This window comes from Mesorhizobium sp. ES1-1, from assembly GCF_020164785.1.
Lineage (GTDB): Bacteria > Pseudomonadota > Alphaproteobacteria > Rhizobiales > Rhizobiaceae > Mesorhizobium.
The window spans coordinates 175711-193405 of record NZ_JAIUGX010000009.1; the positions used below are offsets into that span (position 1 = coordinate 175711).

The 17695-nt window shown below is 63.6% G+C and carries 14 protein-coding genes; 10 read left to right on the plus strand and 4 right to left on the minus strand.

Features of this window, described 5'->3' with window-relative positions; genetic code table 11:
• Positions 1-7: 7 nt before the first annotated feature.
• Complete coding sequence (locus LB513_RS17160) at positions 8-823, minus strand: SDR family oxidoreductase (RefSeq protein ID WP_224664688.1); 816 nt, start codon at positions 821-823, stop codon at positions 8-10.
• Positions 824-937: 114 nt separating this feature from the next.
• On the opposite strand from LB513_RS17160, the gene LB513_RS17165 reads away from it, so the two are divergent.
• From LB513_RS17165 to LB513_RS17190, 6 genes are all read left to right on the plus strand, one after another.
• Positions 938-2179 (plus strand): acyl-CoA dehydrogenase family protein, encoded by a 1242-nt coding sequence (locus tag LB513_RS17165; RefSeq protein WP_224664689.1) that lies wholly within the window; start codon positions 938-940, stop codon positions 2177-2179.
• A 52-nt stretch (positions 2180-2231) separates the two neighbouring features.
• Positions 2232-3269 carry a zinc-binding dehydrogenase gene (locus LB513_RS17170; RefSeq protein ID WP_224664690.1) on the plus strand — a complete coding sequence of 346 codons (1038 nt, stop codon included), beginning with the start codon at positions 2232-2234 and terminating at the stop codon, positions 3267-3269.
• Between the two features lie 170 nt (positions 3270-3439).
• Positions 3440-4606 (plus strand): glycosyltransferase family 87 protein, encoded by a 1167-nt coding sequence (locus LB513_RS17175; protein WP_224664691.1) that lies wholly within the window; start codon positions 3440-3442, stop codon positions 4604-4606.
• Complete coding sequence (locus LB513_RS17180; RefSeq protein WP_224664692.1) at positions 4599-5588, plus strand: glycosyltransferase family 2 protein; 990 nt, start codon at positions 4599-4601, stop codon at positions 5586-5588. Before LB513_RS17175 ends, LB513_RS17180 begins: the two co-directional genes overlap by 8 nt.
• Complete coding sequence (locus LB513_RS17185; protein WP_224664693.1) at positions 5585-6403, plus strand: ChbG/HpnK family deacetylase; 819 nt, start codon at positions 5585-5587, stop codon at positions 6401-6403. The genes LB513_RS17180 and LB513_RS17185 overlap by 4 nt, the downstream gene beginning before the upstream one ends.
• Positions 6400-6807, plus strand: a complete 408-nt coding sequence (locus LB513_RS17190; protein ID WP_224664694.1) for a GtrA family protein — start codon at positions 6400-6402, stop codon at positions 6805-6807. Before LB513_RS17185 ends, LB513_RS17190 begins: the two co-directional genes overlap by 4 nt.
• A gap of 6 nt (positions 6808-6813) precedes the next feature.
• Here LB513_RS17190 and LB513_RS17195 read toward each other — a convergent pair whose 3' ends face one another.
• The 3 genes from LB513_RS17195 to LB513_RS17205 form a co-directional block, all read right to left on the minus strand.
• Positions 6814-9945 carry an efflux RND transporter permease subunit gene (locus tag LB513_RS17195; RefSeq protein ID WP_224664695.1) on the minus strand — a complete coding sequence of 1044 codons (3132 nt, stop codon included), beginning with the start codon at positions 9943-9945 and terminating at the stop codon, positions 6814-6816.
• Positions 9942-11093: an efflux RND transporter periplasmic adaptor subunit gene (locus tag LB513_RS17200; RefSeq protein WP_224664696.1), complete on the minus strand. Its 1152-nt coding sequence runs from the start codon at positions 11091-11093 to the stop codon at positions 9942-9944. Before LB513_RS17200 ends, LB513_RS17195 begins: the two co-directional genes overlap by 4 nt.
• A 200-nt stretch (positions 11094-11293) precedes the next feature.
• On the minus strand, positions 11294-12121 hold the full coding sequence (locus LB513_RS17205; protein WP_224664697.1) for a MurR/RpiR family transcriptional regulator: 828 nt from the start codon (positions 12119-12121) through the stop codon (positions 11294-11296).
• A gap of 142 nt (positions 12122-12263) precedes the next feature.
• On the opposite strand from LB513_RS17205, the gene LB513_RS17210 reads away from it, so the two are divergent.
• From LB513_RS17210 to LB513_RS17225, 4 genes are all read left to right on the plus strand, one after another.
• On the plus strand, positions 12264-13076 hold the full coding sequence (locus LB513_RS17210) for an N-formylglutamate amidohydrolase (RefSeq protein ID WP_224664698.1): 813 nt from the start codon (positions 12264-12266) through the stop codon (positions 13074-13076).
• Positions 13077-13096: 20 nt separating this feature from the next.
• Positions 13097-14653 (plus strand): amino acid permease, encoded by a 1557-nt coding sequence (locus LB513_RS17215; protein ID WP_224664699.1) that lies wholly within the window; start codon positions 13097-13099, stop codon positions 14651-14653.
• A gap of 88 nt (positions 14654-14741) precedes the next feature.
• On the plus strand, positions 14742-16112 hold the full coding sequence (locus tag LB513_RS17220) for a glutamine synthetase family protein (RefSeq protein ID WP_224664700.1): 1371 nt from the start codon (positions 14742-14744) through the stop codon (positions 16110-16112).
• A 184-nt stretch (positions 16113-16296) separates the two neighbouring features.
• Positions 16297-17685 (plus strand): aldehyde dehydrogenase family protein, encoded by a 1389-nt coding sequence (locus LB513_RS17225; protein WP_224664701.1) that lies wholly within the window; start codon positions 16297-16299, stop codon positions 17683-17685.
• Positions 17686-17695: the final 10 nt, after the last annotated feature.

The window sequence follows — 17695 nt, forward strand, 5'->3', positions numbered from 1 at the left end:
GGAAATGTCATTCCTTGAACAGTGTCAAGCCATGCTGAACCGACTGCCCGCCGTCGATCGGCAGGATGGCGCCGGTGACATAGCTGCCCGCACGGCCGCACAAATAGAGTGTTGCGCCGGCAATGTCATCCGGCGCGCCGATACGGCCGATCGGAACATGGTCGCCGACGTGCCTGGCCTGTTCGTCCGTAGCGGTGGCAAAGGCCGTCATGCGGCTTTGGAATGGGCCGGGAGCGAAAGCGTTGACGGTAATGCGGCGGGTGGCGAATTCCGACGCCAAAGTTCGCGTCAGGTGATGAACGGCAGCCTTCGACGCCGTGTAGGAATAGGCGTCATCGGCCAGCGGCTGCGTGCCCATCACGGAGCCCAGATTGATCACCCGAGCCGGATCGCCGTCGCTGGCCGCGGCATCGAGCAGCGGCAGCAATTCACGCGTCAAATGGAAGACTGCGGTGACGTTGACGCCGAACACCTTGGCCCAGGCATGGTAGGGAAAACTCTCCAGCGGCGCGCCCCAGGAGACGCCGGCATTGTTGACCAGGATGTTCAGCCTGTCGGTGCGCGCCTTGACCTCGGCGACGAGTGCGGCGATGCCAGCCTCGCTGGAGACATCACCGGCAAAGCCTTCGGCGCCGCCGGAAGCTCCAAGGCCGTTCAGTTCGGCAGCGACCCTGATGCAGTCCTCGCCCTTGCGCGACGCGATCATTACGCTGGCGCCGGCCCTGACCAGGGCGGTCGCCGCCATGCGGCCAATGCCGGTCGCGGCGCCCGTTACCAGCGCCGTCTTGCCGGCTACCGAAAACAGCTCGTCCAGATAGCTCATCCAAGTCCTCGCGTTCGGCATGCTGGCAAACAGTTCGCGTTGACAAGGCTATCCGAAGTACGGTCATCCTCGCCACGGGTAAAATGCCCGGCGTGCATGAAGGGTTAGCGACGGATGACGGAGATGAATCTCGGCATGACCGAGCGGCTGAAGCCGATCCACGCGCGCGTCGCGGCCATGGTGCGCGACGAGATCATGCCGCTCGACAAGGAATTCCTGGGCGAGGTCGGCAAGGCCGGCGACCGCTGGACCTACAGCGCACGGCAGACGGAAATTCTCGAAGGCCTGAAGAGGACGGCGCGGGAGCGCGGCCTGTGGAATTTCTGGCTGACCGGCTCGGAACGCGGCTACGGTCTTTCGACGGTCGAGTACGCCTATCTCGCCGAGGAAATGGGCAAGGCGCATCTCGGAGCGGAGACCTTCAACTGCTCGGCCCCCGACACCGGCAATATGGAGGTGCTGGAGCGCTACGGCTCGGCCGATCACAAGCAGGCATGGCTGGAGCCGCTGCTCGACGGCAAGATCCGCTCGGCCTACCTGATGACCGAGCCGGATGTCGCGTCATCCGATGCCACCAACATATCGATGCGCTGCGAACGACAGGGCGGCGAGTATGTGCTCAACGGCGAGAAATGGTGGGCGTCCGGCGCCGGCGATCCGCGTTGCGCGATCTATATCGTCATGGTCAGGACGGGAGATGACAGCGAGCCGCGGCATCGCCGCCATTCGATGATCCTGGTGCCCGCCGGGACGAGGGGTGTGACCAAGGTCCGGGCCATGCAGGTCTATGGCGACGACGACGCACCGCATGGCCACATGCATCTGCGTTTCGACAATGTGCGGGTGCCGGCAACCAACCTGATCCTGGGCGAGGGCAGGGGTTTCGAGATCGCGCAAGGGCGGCTCGGCCCGGGCCGCATCCATCATTGCATGCGCGCCATCGGCCAGGCCGAGATGGCGCTCGAGATGCTCTGCCAGCGTTCGGTGCGGCGCGAGGCTTTCGGTCAGGCCCTGGCAAAGCTCGGCGCCAATTTCGACATTATCGCCGAATGCCGCATGGAGATCGAGATGGCCCGCCTACTCTGCCTCAAGGCGGCTTGGATGATCGACCAGGGCGATGCGCGCGCCGCGGCACCGTGGATCAGCCAGATCAAGGTCGTGGCGCCGCGGGTTGCGCTGAAAGTCACCGACGAGGCAGTGCAGATGTTCGGCGCACAGGGCATTAGCCAAGACACGCCCTTGGCGCGCTCTTGGACGCATCTGAGGACGTTGCGGCTGGCCGACGGACCAGACGCCGTGCATCGCCGGCAGGTGGCTCGCGCCGAATTGAAGAAGCACACGCAGGAAAAGGTCTAAGCTTAACGAGAGTGGGCGGCGTTGCTGTTTCCCGGTATCAAAGAGAGGTCCGATGACTATGCCGTCCGAGATGAAAGCTCTGCTGCTGATCGGCGACGGCTATGCGAGGACACCAACCGCCAGCGTGCTGGAGGCGATGGAACCCTATCTGCGGCCCGGCCGCATCGCCGTGCCGACGCCAGGGCCGACGCAGGTCCTGATAAAGGTCGGCCTGGCTTCGATCAATCCGTCCGACGTCATGTTCGTCAAGGGCCAGTACGGCCAACCTCGCGTGAAGGGACAGCCGGCCGGCTTCGAAGGGGTCGGCACGGTCGTTGCCAGCGGTGACGAAGCCTATCCCAAGAGCCTGATCGGCAAGCGGGTCGCTTTCGCCACCGGCGTCAGCAATTGGGGCTCATGGGCCGAATATGCCCTCGCCGAGGCGGCAGCCTGTATCCCGCTGCTCGATACGGTGCGCGACGAGGACGGCGCGGCAATGATCGTCAATCCCCTCACCGCGCTCGCCATGTTCGATATCGTCAGGGAAGAAGGCGAGAAGGCTTTCATCATGACCGCCGGCGCCAGCCAGCTCAGCAAGCTGATCATAGGCCTGGCCAGGGAAGTGGGCTTCCGGCCGATCGTCACCGTGCGGCGCAACGACCAGATCGCGTCGCTGAAAGAGCTTGGCGCGGCGCACGTCCTCAACGAAAAGGCATCGGATTTTAAAGCCGTGCTGCGCGAGGTGATCAAAGCCGAGCAGCCGCGCATCTTCCTCGACGCGGTGACTGGGCCATTGGCCTCGACCATCTTCGATGCCATGCCTAGACGGGCGCGCTGGGTCATCTACGGCCGGCTCGATCCCGAGCCGACGATCATCCTTGAACCCGGCCAGATGATCTTCCAGCACAAGCATATAGAAGGCTTCTGGCTGAGCGAGTGGATGCGCCAGTTCCGCGACCGCCGCGGCCCGGCAATCCTTGAAGCACAGCAGCGCTTTTCCGACGGACGCTGGTCGACGGATGTTACGGCTATCGTGCCCATCGCCGAGGCGATGGCGCGGATACCGGCGGAACTGGCGAAGCCGAACGGGAAGGTGTTCCTCAGGCCTTGAATGCGCGGCGAACTTGAAGAAACGCCCTCAGCTTCAAAGCAGCGTGAAGGCGTGGCGACCGAGCCATCAGCCCCCTATGCCACGCTGCTTTGTCCGTGATATGTCGCCGCCATCGAATGCCGGACGGGCGCGGGCATCGGCGTGTTCGGGAAGTGGTGTGGAGTGCCTCGATGACGATTTCCAAGCCGGTCTTCGACCGTTTGGGCTTTACCCTGTGGGTCGGGGCGCTCCTGGTCGTCCTGGTGCTGGTGCTTTTGGCGCCAGACACACGCACGGTGCAACTCGCCTACCGATACGGCAGCGAAGAATTCCTGGCAGGCCGGCCGCTCTACAATCTCCGGTCAGAGATGGGATATCTCTACGCGCCCGCCTTTGCTGCGCTTTATGTCCCGATGGTCAAGCTCGGCCCGCATCTCGGGGGCCTTGTGTGGCATCTGATCGGCTTCGCGGTGCTCACCTACGCCGCCATGCGGCAGGTGCGCAAGCTCGGCGGCGGGGAATTGACATGGCTGATCTCCTACGGCCTTTTCCTCGCCTTGCCGCTGGCGCTTGGGGCGATCCGCAACGGTCAATCAACGATCCTTTTGACCGGGGCCTGTTGGCTTCTCACCCTGTCGGCCCTTGAGGGGCGGCGCGCCGAGACGTTCTTCTGGGCGTCGCTCGCCATCATCGCCAAGCCCACCGCGCTCATCATGATGCTCCTGGCGGGCGCGCTGCGGCCGCGGCTGATACCGATGCTTGTTCTGTCGCTGCTGTTCGTGCTTGCCCTGCCTTACGCGTTTGCTCCCGCCGCCTACCTCAATGACCAGTATCGGGATTTCGCCCACATGCTGACGTCGATGGCGGTCGAGGACGGCAGCCACTTCGTACCCACCGATTTCACCGCACCCTTCACCAGAATGGGACTGCCCATTCCGGAATTCTATGCCACGATGGTGCGCGTCTTCATGGCCCTGTTCACGCTCTCGGCGGTCATCTGGTTCGATCGCAGGCTCGAGGATGGCACCACAGGATTGGCGATCTTCCTGACGGCAACCTTCTACATGTGCGTCTTCAACCCGCGCGTCGAGCCCAACACCTATGCCATGATCGCCGTGCCCGCCGGTGTCGCCGTTGCCCTGTTGTGGCGCGAAGACCGTGGCGGCGTCCTGGCCTCGGTGCTGTCCATGATGCTGTTCCTGACTGGGCTGACCGGTGTCGAGGCCCATGTCCAGACGTTGCTCTACCCCTGGTTCCGGCCGATCGCGGTCACCTTCATTGCCGGATCGCTGCTATGGTGGTTCTGGGCCGGCGCGGGGCAGAAGATTGCGAATGCCGGACCTGCCGCAAATGGCTGATTTGCCGAAAACCCTCGATATCGTGGCGCCGTTCTTCAACGAGGCGCAATCGGCATCGGCCTTCGCCGAACTGCTCGCCGCGCTGGAGGCAGAGGTAGGAAGCCGCTTCGGCATGACCGTCCACAAGATCCTTGTCGACGATGGCAGCCGGGATGATGGCGCCGTGCGGTTCGCGCAGGCGCTGTCCGGCTCGTGGCAAGTGGTGACACTCAGCCGCAATTTCGGCAAGGAGGTCGCCGTGCTCGCCGGTCTCGACCAGTCAAGCGCCGACATGGTGCTGATCATGGACTCCGACCTCCAGCATTCCATGGATATCAGCCTGAAGCTGATCGCCGAGCTGGTGCAGAGTCCGGATATCGATGTCGTGTACGCGCAAAATGACAGGCGCGAGGCGAGCTGGCGGCGCAGCCAGCTGGCACGGCTGTTCTACAGTCTGATCAACAGCAGCCAGCGTTTCGACATCCCCGAGAACGCCGGCGATTTTCGCGTTATGCGCCGCGCGGTGGCGCGCGCCCTGACCAGCCTGCGCGACAAGCGGCGCTTCAACAAGGGGCTGTTTGCCTGGGCCGGCTTTCGCCAGAAGGCTTTGCCCTACTCGCCCGAAAGCCGCGCCAGCGGCACCTCGAAATGGAGCCGGCTGAACCTGATTGCCTTCTCGCTTGAGGGCTTCACCTCCTTCTCGGTCATTCCCTTGCGCCTGATCAGCCTCAGCGGGTTGCTGGCGGCATTTGCCGGCGCACTCTATGGCGCCAAGGTGCTCTTCGAGGTGGTCTTCTTTGGCATTGCCGTTCCGGGCTATCCAAGCCTTCTGGTCGCCGTCGTCCTCTTCGGCGGCCTCAACCTGACGCTGCTTGGCCTGATCGGCGAGTATGTCTGGGTTGCGCTGAGTGAAAGCAAGGACCGGCCCGTCTACATCGTGCGCGATGTCGTGCGCAGCGAGAACGCTGCCAGCAAGCCGACTCCGGGTCTTCTCGACGGATGACGCGCCGCATCCGCCTGATTGCCGACGATTACGGCCTGGCGCCTGGCGTTTCCGCGGGTATCCTCGATCTGCTCGAGCGTGGACGCCTGACCGGCACCAGCTGCATGACCGGCTTTCCGGAATGGCCGGAGGAGGCGGCTCGTTTGGCGCCTCTCATCGGCCGCGTCGCTGTCGGGCTGCATCTCACCTTGACCGATCAGCAGGCCGTGACAGGCAGGTCGAGCCTGGCGCCGGAGGGCAGGCTGCCCATGCTCCGCACATTGGCATTGCCGATCCTGCGCGAGCGTGTCGACGAGCGCGATGTCCGCGCCGAGCTCGACGCCCAGTACCGCCGCTTCGTCGAGGCATTGGGACGCCCGCCGGCGTTTGTCGACGGGCATCAGCATGTGCATTTCCTCCCCGTGGTGCGCCAATGGCTGCGAACGCGTTTCGCCGAAGTCGCCGACAGGCCGGCGCTGCGTGGGGGGCCGGCGCTGAGCGGTGCCGCTGTGGCGCCAAAGGTCGCGGCGATCGCCGCCGTGGCGGCCGGTTTCGACCGCTCGATGCAACGCGCCGGCTTCTCGGTCCTCAGACCCCTGGGCGGCATCTATGATTGGCGTCACCCCGAGAGATTTGCCCCATTGTTGAAAGCCGCGGTTGAAGACTTGCCTGAGGGCGGCCTGTTCATGTGCCACCCCGGCCATGTGGACACGACGCTGGGCGCACGCGACCCGATGCGGACCGTGCGGGAGGTCGAGTTCGCTTTCCTGGCGTCGGACGAATTCGGTGCCTTCCTGAAGGGTGCCGACGTCGAGATCAGGATCGGCGGCAAATGAGCGGCGCCCTCCAGTCCCGGCGTTCGACCGCCAACAAGATCATGCGCTTCGCCATTGTCGGACTGGTGAACACGGCCATCGACCTGGCGGGCTTCTTCCTGCTGCTAAAGCTGCAGGTCCCGCCGCTGCCCGCCAATATCGTCTCCTGGTTCGTTGCCGTCGTTTTCTCGTTCGTGGCGAATGGCTTCTGGTCGTTCGAGCGCGATCCGAACATCCGGCTGCGTGACGCCTTCCTTCGCTTCGCCTCGCTTGGAGCGGCAATCTCGCTCGGCGTCTCCAGCCTTTCGATCGCGCTGCTCGCCGGGGCCATAGGCGTGTGGCCGGCGAAGATCGGCGGGGTCATCGTGGCGGCGTTGCTGAATTTCCTTGCCGCCCGCTGGTCGATCGAAGGCCGTCTGAAATAGTCCGGACTATTCGGCGGGCTCGACGCCGCTGTAGGCGGCTTCCTCGAGCTCGCGCTTCAGCCGCGCTTCCTCATGGGTCTTCGGCGTTACGAAGCGGCCTAGCAGGAGGTAGGCGACGGGGGTCAGGAACAGCGTCGATATGGTGGCAAGGCCAAGACCGCCGACGATGACCCAACCCAACGCCACCCGCGCCTCGGCGCCGGCACCGCTCGCCAGCACCAGCGGCAGGCCGCCGAGCACCGTGCAGATCATCGTCATCATCACCGGCCGTACTCGGATGATCGATGCCTCCTCGATCGCCTCGCGTACGCCGAGCCCGCGATCGCGCAGCTGGTTGGCGAACTCGACGATGAGGATGCCGTTCTTGGCCATGACGCCGACCAGCAGCACCAGGCCGATCTGGCTGTAGGCGTTGAGGCTGGTACCGGAGAGAAGCAGCGCGAAGATGGCGCAGGCGAGGCCCAGCGGCACCGTTGCCATGATGATGACCGCGCTGACGAAGCTCTCGAACTGGGCGGCGAGCACCAGCAGGATGATGACCAGCGCGAAGCCGAAGATGGTGATCATGGCGCTGTTGGTCTCGCCCAGCGTCGCGGCCTCGGCCAATGGCAGGATGCGGCTGCCGGGCGGCAGCAGCGGCGTGGCGATCTCCTCCGCCCGAGCCAGCGCGTCGCCCAGCGCGAAGTCTCCGGTGAGATTGGAGGTGATGGCCACGGATGGCTGCTGCTGCTCGCGTGACAGGGACGGTGGCACGGCGCGCTCGGTAAGCGTGGCGATGGCCGACATCGGCACGAAGCGGCCGTCGGCTGTCTTCAGGAAGACGTTTTCCAGATCGGTCGGGTCGTTGATGGGATTGGTGGTCGAGACCAGCTTCACGCCATAGCTGCGGTCGGCGATGTAGACGTCGACGACATCATTGCCGTCGAGCATGGCCTGCATGGTGTTGGCGAGACCTGATATGTCGATGCCGAGGTCGGAGGCCCGCTCGCGGTCGATGGCGACGGCGAGTTGCGGCTGCGTCGGATCGATGGACAGGCGCGGCGTCTGGAAGCGCGGGTCCTTCCCCATTTCCGCGATGATCTTCACCGCGGCGTCGCCCAGCGCCTTGCGATCGTTGCCGACCAGCGCGAACTGCAGGCCGTTGCCGGCGCCGCGGATGCCAAGGCTGTTTGGCTGAACCGGGAAGATGCGCACGCTCGGCACCTGCTTCGTCAGCCGGCTGATCTCGGCCATGATCTCCTGCTGGCTGCGGCTGCGCTCATCCCAGGGGGCCAGCGTCATCACCATGAAGCCGGAATTGTAGGAGCCGTTCTGGCCGGCATTTTCAAAGGTGGCGCGGATCTCGCCGGAATCGCGCATCGGCTGGATCAGCTTCTCGATCTTCTGCATCTGCTGGGTGGTGTAATCAAGGCTGACGCCTTGCGGGGCGCTGATGCGCAACAGCACCGCGGCGCGGTCCTCGATAGGCGTCAACTCCTGGCGAATGGTGCCGAACAGGGTGAAGGCTATACCCGCAAACAGCACCGCGACCAGGACGACGATCCAAGGCGCGCCAAGGCAGGCGTGCAGGCTGCGTTTGTAGGCAGAATTCAGTGCGCCGCCGATGCGGGCGCCGATGCCACGGCGGCCCTCATGGTGCAGCGATGCGCCGGTCAGCATGCGCGAGGCCAGCATCGGACAGAGCGTCAGCGCCACCACGCAGGAAAGAAGCACCGACATGGCGAGCACGAAGCCGAATTCGCGGAACAGGCCGCCGGTCTGTCCGGGCAGGAACGAGATCGGCACGAAGACTGCGACCAGGGTCAGCGTCGTGGCAATGACGGCGAAGAAGACTTCCTGCGCGCCGAGCACGGCGGCCGCGCGCGGCCCCATGCCTTCGTTGCGTCGCCGCACGATGTTCTCCAGCACGACGATGGCGTCGTCGACGACCAACCCCGTGGCCAGCACCAGAGCGAGCAGGGTCAGGATGTTGACCGAGAAGCCGGCCACGTAGATGGCGGCAATTGTGCCGATCATGGCAACGGGCATCGACAGGCCGGGGATGAGCGTGGCCCGCCAATCCAGAAGAAACGCGTAGATGACGATCAGCACCATGGTGACCGAAAGGGCGAGCGCAATCTCGACCTCGTGAACGGCGCCCTTGACGAAAACCGCGTCGTCGCTGGTAACCTTGATCGCCATGCCCTCGGGCAAGTTCTCCTGCAGCTTGGCCACGGCGGCCTGGACGCCGGTCGAAATGTCCAGCGTGTTCGATTCCGCCTGGCGGATGATGCCGATACCGATGCCCGTCTTACCGTCCGAGCGCAGCGTCGTCTGGCCGACGTCGGGGCCGAGGGTGACGGTCGCGACATCGCGGATGCGGGTGGCGCCGCCGATGATGATGTTCTCGAATTCCTCGGGCGTCGTCACGTCGGCCGTCGTGCGGACGATGAGGTCCTGGTTGGTCGTGGTTATCGAACCGGCCGGCGAGTCGAAAGCGACGGAGGCAAGGGCCGCCCTGAGGTCGGCGACGGTGAAGCCGAGGCTGGCCAGCTTGTTCTGGTCGACGTCGATGCGGAAAATCTTGTCGCGATCGCCATAGACCTGGACGTCGGCTACGCCCGGCACGGCGGCAAGCTCGTCCTCGATCTGGTCCTGGACCACGACGGTCATGTCCTGGATCGACATGTTGTTCGAGGTCACCGCCAGCCGCATGACCGCGTCGGAATTGGCATCGGCCTTGACGATGCGCGGCGGATCGGCCGTCTCGGGCATCTGGTTGGCGACACGGCCGACAGCATCGCGCACGTCGGAGGCCGCGACATTCAGATCGACGCCATCGTTGAACTCGATGGTGACGCGGCTCGAACCGAAGGAGGAGGATGATGAGATGGACTTGACGCCGGAGACGCGGGCGACGGCGCCTTCGATCGTGTCGGTCAGCTCGCGGTCGACCGTTTCGGCGGCGGCGCCTTCGAAAGTAGTTGAGACGGTGACTACGGCCCGGTCGACATCGGGCAGCTCGCGGATCTCGACGCCGTAGAAAGCCGCGAGACCGGCGACCGCTATCAACGTGTTCAACACGAACGCCATCACCGGTCGGCGGATGAACAGCGCTGTGAAGCCGGTATCCCTGGCGGCGTTGGCTGTGTCGCTCATGATCCTTCGGCCGCGTTTTCCGAGCGCGGCTTGTCGCCGGCGACACGAACCGCGCCGCCTTCGCTGACGCTCTGCGTGCCCTCCGTCACCACCATGTCGCCGCTGTCGATCTGGGCGTCGATCAACACGGTTTCGGTGTTGCGCTGGATTATGCGCACCGGCACCCGCCTGGCCTTACCGTCCTCGACCTGCCAGACATAGGCGCCGTCCGAACCCCAAAGGATGGCCAGCGGACTGACGGCAGGATAGGTCTGCCCCGGGAATTTCATCGTGATGCCGAAAGACATGCCGGCACGCAGGGAATCGGCAGGGTTGGCGATCTTGGCCTTGACCAGCAAGGTGCGGCTCTTTTCGTCGATGCGGTTGTCGATGGCCGAGACCGTGCCGGTATAGATGTTGCTGGGGTTGGCGATCGGTGTCGCCGACAATTGCGCGCCGACCTTGACGGCGGCGGCGAACCGTTCCGGGACAAGGAAGTCGACCAGGATCGAGGAGCGGTCGTCGAGCGTGGCTATCGCCGACTGGCTGGTGACATAGTTGCCGGCGGAGATGGGCAGGATGCCGACGGTCCCGGCGATCGGTGCCAGGATCGACCGGCGCTGCAGTGCGAGCTCCGCATCCTGGAGCGCGAGATTGGCGCCCGCCAGAACCAGTTCGGCATCGGCAACGGCAACGGGTGTCGCGGCGTTGGAAGCGCGCAACGACCTGACCCGTTCAAGCTTGGCCTGCGCGTCCTGCAAAGCCAGTTTGGCGCGGTCCTGAGCAATCGTTTCGGTCTCGGAATCGAGCGTCGCGATGATCTGTCCCTTGTCGACATGGCTGCCGGATTCGACCCGCAGTTCCGCAAGGCGGCCGGCGCTGTAGGGATTGACGGTCACCGAGGCATCGGCGCGGCCGGTGCCGATCGCCTGGAGGCGGTCGTTGATGACAGCCGAAGCGGCTGGCAGCACGACCACATTCACTTGGCGGTTACCGTCGCTTTTGCCGGCTCTGCCGGTATTGGTCTCGGCCGGGGGTGTTGCGGCTTGGGCCCAATCTAGGCCCCAGCGAGCCAGGAGTTCCGGCGCGCCCGGGAAAAATCGCAGCCACGTGGCGGCTGCCACGACCAGCACGACAAGCGCGAAAAGTATCTGTTTCCAGGCGGCCATTGACCCTCCGGTTGGCAAAATATCCTTCCGTCCACCGGCTTTCGGAAATGAAGCAGACGCAGCGAGGCTATTTTAGGGCGATAAGACCCTCGATATCGCGCCCTTATGGCAAGTCTCCAGTGCGCGGGCACATTAAATATACGTAACCTTCGCGGTCGCAGCTCTTGCTTGATACATGCGTTCTATGGACATCGCGGCGGCTAGCGCAAATCTTCCATCTCCCGGATCCGCCGGGCGCCCTCCGCCTCCAGCTGCCGTGTGACGGCGCCGATAAGTGTTTCCGCGACGACGAAAAGCGCGGCCGACGAATCCCATGCCGATGGCACGGCGGTTCGTCCGGCGATGACGTGGCGGGCAAAGCGCGCGATTGGGGACAGCCACTGGTCGGTGAACAGTACGATCTGGACACCACGCTGATGTGCCTTTTCGGCGAAGCGGGCGAGGCTTTCCTGGTAGCGCCGGATGTCGAAGATCACCAGAACGTCGCGTTTGCCCATGTCGATCAGCCTGTCTCGCCACATGCTTTCCTGGCCGGCCAGATGGAAGACATCGGATTGGATGACGGCGAGGTGGGCGGCCATGTAGCGCGCCAGCGGATCGGTGAAGCGACCGCCGATCAGGAAGGTCTTGCCGCGCCGGTCGGCGAGACGCCCGGCGATGTCGGCGAGTTGCCTGTCCGAGAGGTGCTTGAAGGTCTCGCGCATATTGTCGAGCGTCGCCTCCAGCATCGGTGGCGCCGTGCCACCGCCAGGCGATGGCGCAATGAGCGTCCTGGTCGCAGGCGACTGGAGCTGCGCCGCCAGTTCGTCCTGCAGGCTGGACTGGAATTCCGGGTAGTTCTGGAAGCCGAGCCGTGAAACGAAGCGCAGGATCGTCGGCGAGGAAACGCCCGCGGCGGCCGAGAATTCGGCAACGGTCTTCAGGCCGATCATGGGGTAACTGGCGACGAGAGTCTGGGCGGCGCGTCGCTCCCCGGCCGGCATGGTGCCGATGCGGTCGGCAATCAATTCGGCGATGCTGGAAATCATCCTCTTCCTACCCCGGCCCGGCCTACGGTGTTCCCGAAATCATATTTGACAAAGCCGCGTAAACTGTATGAAATCATCCGCAGGGACGCAATGAGACAAAATACGTAACATACGGTACAGCGCTCCCCGGGGACGGCAGAGTATGGAGAACGTTAGGCAGGCAAGCCTTGCGGCATCTGATACCGTAGGGGTTTCCAACCCCGGCGGTTCGAGCCCGTTCGTCCTGACCTGCGATCATGCGTCGAACTTCCTGCCGCCCGAATTCGGAACGTTGGGCCTTGCCGCGGCGGATCTGTCCCGCCACATCGCCTGGGACCCGGGCGCGCTGCCGGTTGCCCGCCGCATGGCGCGGGCGCTGGATGCGACCCTGGTCGAAAGCCGCATTTCACGGCTGGTGATCGATTGCAACCGGCCACTCGACGCGCCTGACTTGGTGCCGCAGATCAGCGAGACCACGCCGATACCGGGCAATGCGGGCCTTCCGGAAAAGCAGCGCGCCGAGCGGGTGGCGCTTTCGTGGCGCCCATTCCACGACACGATCGCAAGAATCATCGACGAGCGGCAGGCGCGTGGACAGGAGACGCGTCTGGTGTCGGTGCATTCCTTCACCCCGATTTACAAGGGCAAGAACCGGCCCTGGCATGTCGGAATCATCCATGATGACGATCGGCGGCTGGCAGGCCCGCTGATCGCGGCCTTGCAGCGCCTCACCGGTGTCACCGTCGGCATCAACGAGCCTTACTCGCCGGCCGATCGGGTGTATTTTACTCTGGAGCGCCATGCGCGCTCGCGCGGGCTGCCCTGCGCAATGATCGAAATCCGCAACGATGAAATCTCCGGCGAGACTGGGCAGCGGAAATGGGCGGATCTGCTCACCGGCATTTTTTCAGACCTGGAGCCCGCCACCGGCTCCCGGCAACGTGCAATGGGAAAGTCAGTTCAATCCGCCAGCTAAGAAAGTAAAGGGGACTTCAAATGGCAGCACCGGGTTATACAGATACCGACAAGGCGGAGGACGTAAAGCACCTCCACAGCATGGGCTATGCCCAGGAACTGGAGCGGCGGCTCAGTCGCTTCTCGAATTTCGCGGTTTCCTTCTCAATCATCTGCATCCTGTCCGGTGGCATCAATTCGCTGGCCCAGGCGACCTCCGGCGCTGGCGGCATCGGCATCGGCATCGGCTGGCTGGTCGGCTGCTTCGTCTCGCTGACCTTCGCGGTCGCCATGTCGCAGATCAGCTCGGCCTATCCGACCGCCGGCGGCCTTTATCACTGGGGTTCGATTCTCGGTAACCGCGGCACCGGCTGGGTGACGGCCTGGCTCAACCTGCTCGGCCTGATCACCGTGCTCGGCGCCATCAATGTCGGCACCTGGACGTTCTTCCTCGGTGCCTTCGGACCGACGCTCGGCATCGAGGGCACGCTGACCAACCAGATGATCTTCCTTGTCATCATCACCGGCGCCCAGGCGCTGATCAACCATCTCGGCATCAAGCTGACGGCCAAGCTGACCGACTTCTCCGGCTACCTGATCTTCTTCGGCTCCATCCTGATCGCGGTCGTCTGTCTGCTTTCCGCCGAGACCTGGGATTTCAGCCGGCTATTCACCTTCCACAATTATTCCGGCGACGCCGGCGCCGGTGTCTGGCCATCTGTGTCCAATGCTTGGGTGTTCGCACTTGGCCTCCTGCTGCCGATCTATACGATCACCGGCTACGACGCTTCGGCCCACACATCGGAGGAAACCATCAAGGCGGCATCCTCGGTGCCGCGCGCCATGGTCATGTCCGTGATCTGGTCGGCCGTCTTCGGTTATCTCTTCCTGGCAGCTTTCGTGCTGATGATCCCGAATATGGATGATGCAGCCAAGCAGGGTTGGAATGTGTTCTTCTGGGCATTCGATCAGCGCGTCAGCCCCGGGCTGAAGGAGTTCGTCTATCTCGTTGTGTTCATCGCGCAGCTCCTTTGCGGCCTCGCCACCGTCACCTCGGCCTCGCGCATGATCTTTGCCTTCTCGCGTGACGGCGGCCTGCCCGGCTCGGCGGCGCTCGCCAAGGTCAGCCCGACCTACCGCACGCCGGTGGCGGCGATCTGGACGGCGTCGATCCTGTCGGTCCTGTTCGTCTGGGGGTCGACGCTGGTGTCGGTCGCCGGCACCTCGGCCTATACGATCGTGGTGTCCTGCACAGTCATCTTCCTATTCCTGTCATTCACCGTGCCGATCGTGCTGGGCATGCTGGCCTGGGGCACGCCGAAATGGGACAAGATGGGCCCGTGGAACATGGGGCGCGGCGTGTTCATGCTGTTTGCCTTGCTGTCCCTCGTGTCGATGATCCTGATCTTCATCATCGGCATTCAGCCGCCAAACGACTGGGCGCTCTACATCACCGTCGGCTTCTTCATCCTGACTGCGATCGTATGGTTTGCCTTCGAGCGCAACCGCTTCCAGGGTCCGCCGCTCGGAGATATCATCGCGGCGCGCCAGGCGTCGATCAAAGCGGCAGAACAGGCCGTCGGCGAAACCGGCCACTGAGCAGTCTCCATCGGACCATGGCTGGTTTCGTGCCGGCCATGGTTCCTCTTATTTCTTTCAAAACGACAAGCGCTGGAGTGCCAAAGGAATGGCCGGAAATTTCTCGTTCGATCAGTTGAAACAGGCGGTCTCCAATGGCGAGATCGACACGGTGCTGGCTTGCATCGTCGACATGCAGGGCCGCCTGGCGGGAAAACGGTTCCTGGCTCAGTACTTCGTCGATTCCGCACATGACGAAACGCATGGCTGCAACTATCTCCTGGCCGCCGACATCGATATGGAGCCGGTGCCGGGCTATAAGGCGGCGAGCTGGTCGAAGGGCTATGGCGACTTCGTCATGAAGCCGGATCTGGCCACGTTGCGGCGCATCCCGTGGCTGGAAAAGACGGCGCTGGTTATCTGCGACGTGCTCGACCATCACACGCATGACGACCTGCCGCATTCGCCGCGCGCTATGCTGAAGAAGCAGGTCAAGCGGCTGACCGAGCGCGGCTATATCGGTTATTTCGCCTCCGAGCTTGAATTCTACCTGTTCAATGAAACCTACGATTCCGCCCGCAAGAAGCATTGGCAAGGCCTCGAGACGGCGTCGCCCTATATTGGCGACTATCAGATCGGCATCACCACCAAGGAAGAAGGCGTCATGCGCCGGCTCCGCAACGAGATGGAGGCGGCCGGCATCCCGATCGAGAATTCCAAGGGGGAGTGGGGCCCGGGCCAGGAAGAGATCAATGTGCGCTATGCCGAGGCCCTCGACATGGCTGATCGCCACGTCATCCTGAAGAATGGCGCCAAGGAGATCGCCGAGTCCGAGGGCAAGGCCATTTCCTTCATGTCCAAGTACAATTACGGCCTGGCGGGCAACTCCAGCCACATCCACAATTCGCTGTGGAGCGCCGACGGCAAGACGCCATTGTTCTTCGACAAAGGGGCCGACTGGACGCTGTCGACGCTCGGCCAGCAATGGGCGGCGGGGCAGCTCAAATACGCCAAGGAGTTCACCTGGTTCCTGGCGCCTTACATCAACTCCTACAAGCGCTTCCAGGCCGGCACATTCGCGCCGACCAAGATCATGTGGAGCGAGGACAACCGGACCGCCGGCTTCCGCCTGTGCGGCGAGGGCACCAAGGGCATCCGCATGGAATGCCGCATCGGCGGCGCCGACCTCAATCCTTATCTCGCCTTCGCGGCGCTGATCGCCGCCGGCCTTGCCGGCATCGACGAGAAGCTCGAGCTGCAGAAGCCCTTCGTCGGCGACGCCTATCAGGCGTCTCGTCTGCCGGAGATCCCGAAGACGCTGCGTGACGCTACCGAGACCCTGGCGAAGTCGAAGATGCTGAGACAGGCGTTCGGCGATGACGTGCTCGAACACTATGTCCACACCGCCAAGTGGGAGCAGTTCGAGTACGACCGCCGCATCACGGATTGGGAACTGCACAGGGGGTTCGAGCGGTACTAAGGGTGCCGGCGAAAGTTGACGCCGCTCCTCACCCTTACCCTGTCCCCGTCAAGAACGGGGAGAGGGGACAACGCCGGAGCGTTCCTTTCTCCCCGTCACTATACGGGGAAAGTGCCGGCAGGCTTATGAGGGAAAGCGCCAGCCATATGATTTTTGATTGTTGCAGAGTGTGAGGACTTACAAAATGACCGAAACGGTCAAGATCATATCCCCCGTCGACGGCTCGACCTATGCCGAACGGCCCGTTGCGACGGACCAGGGGGTCAATGCCGCTGTCGAGCGCGCCAGGGCGGCGCAGGAGAAGTGGGCCGGGACGCCGATCGTCGAGCGCGGCAAGTACATGCTGGCGATGCTGGAAGCCCTGGTCGCGATGTCGGACGAGATCGTGCCGGAGATTGCCTGGCAGATGGGGCGTCCGGTGCGCTATGGCGGGGAGTTCAGCGGCGTCAAGGAACGCACCAACTACATGGTCGAGATCGCCGAACAGGCGCTGAAGTCCGTGCCGGCCTCGAACCCTAAGGATGGCTTTCGCCGTTATGTGAAGAAGGACCCGCTCGGCGTGGTCATGGTGATCGCGCCCTGGAACTATCCCTATCTGACAGCAGTCAACACCATCGTGCCGGCGCTGATGGCCGGCAACGCCGTCATCCTAAAGCATGCGGCGCAGACGCTGCTGGTCGGCGAGCGTTTCCAGCAGGCTTTCGACAAGGCAGGCCTGCCGAAGGGCATCTTCCAGAATGTCGTCCTCAGCCACTTGCAGACGGAAAAGCTGCTCGGCTCGGGTAAGATCGACCATGTCAACTTCACCGGCTCGGTTGCAGGCGGCCGCGCCATTGAAAGGGCGGCTGCCGGTACCTTCATGACGCTTGGACTAGAGCTTGGCGGCAAGGATCCGGCCTATGTGCTGCCGGACGCCAAGATGGATCACGCGGTGGCCAACCTGGTTGACGGCGCCTTCTACAATTCCGGCCAATGCTGCTGCGGCATCGAGCGCATCTATGTGCACGAAAAGGTCTATGACGAGTTTGTCGAAGGCTTCATCGCCGAGACGAATAACTATGTCGTCGGCAATCCGCTGGAACAGGCCACGACGATGGGGCCGATGGCGCAGGCGCGCTTCGCCGACCTCATCCGGGAGCAGAAGGCCGAGGCGCTACGCAAAGGCGCCAGTGCTCGCATCAATATGAAGGTGGCCAACGACAGACCGGGCTCGCCCTATCTGGCGCCCGAAGTTCTGACCGAAGTCGATCACCAGATGAGCGTCATGCGCGAGGAGAGCTTCGGTCCCATCGTCGGAATCATGAAGGTGCGCAACGACGAGGAGGCGATCGCGCTGATGAACGACAGTCCCTACGGGCTGACGGCCTCGATCTGGACCCGTGATACCGAGCATGCAGTGGCGATCGGCGACCGCGTCCAGACCGGCACCGTGTTCATGAACCGCTGCGACTACCTCGATCCGGCCCTGGTCTGGACCGGCGTCAAGGACACCGGAAAGGGCGCGGGCCTATCGGCCATCGGCTATGACAATTTGACGAGGCCGAAGTCCTTCCACCTGCGCGAAGCCATCTGATTTATTGAAA

What these genes read in the sequence shown, in the direction of transcription:
- LB513_RS17160 (WP_224664688.1), bottom strand. Translation starts at nt 823, where the DNA reads ATGAGCTATCTGGACGAGCTGTTTTCGGTAGCCGGCAAGACGGCGCTG.
- LB513_RS17165 (WP_224664689.1), top strand. Translation starts at nt 938, where the DNA reads ATGACGGAGATGAATCTCGGCATGACCGAGCGGCTGAAGCCGATCCAC.
- LB513_RS17170 (WP_224664690.1), top strand. Translation starts at nt 2,232, where the DNA reads ATGACTATGCCGTCCGAGATGAAAGCTCTGCTGCTGATCGGCGACGGC.
- LB513_RS17175 (WP_224664691.1), top strand. Translation starts at nt 3,440, where the DNA reads ATGACGATTTCCAAGCCGGTCTTCGACCGTTTGGGCTTTACCCTGTGG.
- LB513_RS17180 (WP_224664692.1), top strand. Translation starts at nt 4,599, where the DNA reads ATGGCTGATTTGCCGAAAACCCTCGATATCGTGGCGCCGTTCTTCAAC.
- LB513_RS17185 (WP_224664693.1), top strand. Translation starts at nt 5,585, where the DNA reads ATGACGCGCCGCATCCGCCTGATTGCCGACGATTACGGCCTGGCGCCT.
- LB513_RS17190 (WP_224664694.1), top strand. Translation starts at nt 6,400, where the DNA reads ATGAGCGGCGCCCTCCAGTCCCGGCGTTCGACCGCCAACAAGATCATG.
- LB513_RS17195 (WP_224664695.1), bottom strand. Translation starts at nt 9,945, where the DNA reads ATGAGCGACACAGCCAACGCCGCCAGGGATACCGGCTTCACAGCGCTG.
- LB513_RS17200 (WP_224664696.1), bottom strand. Translation starts at nt 11,093, where the DNA reads ATGGCCGCCTGGAAACAGATACTTTTCGCGCTTGTCGTGCTGGTCGTG.
- LB513_RS17205 (WP_224664697.1), bottom strand. Translation starts at nt 12,121, where the DNA reads ATGATTTCCAGCATCGCCGAATTGATTGCCGACCGCATCGGCACCATG.
- LB513_RS17210 (WP_224664698.1), top strand. Translation starts at nt 12,264, where the DNA reads ATGGAGAACGTTAGGCAGGCAAGCCTTGCGGCATCTGATACCGTAGGG.
- LB513_RS17215 (WP_224664699.1), top strand. Translation starts at nt 13,097, where the DNA reads ATGGCAGCACCGGGTTATACAGATACCGACAAGGCGGAGGACGTAAAG.
- LB513_RS17220 (WP_224664700.1), top strand. Translation starts at nt 14,742, where the DNA reads ATGGCCGGAAATTTCTCGTTCGATCAGTTGAAACAGGCGGTCTCCAAT.
- LB513_RS17225 (WP_224664701.1), top strand. Translation starts at nt 16,297, where the DNA reads ATGACCGAAACGGTCAAGATCATATCCCCCGTCGACGGCTCGACCTAT.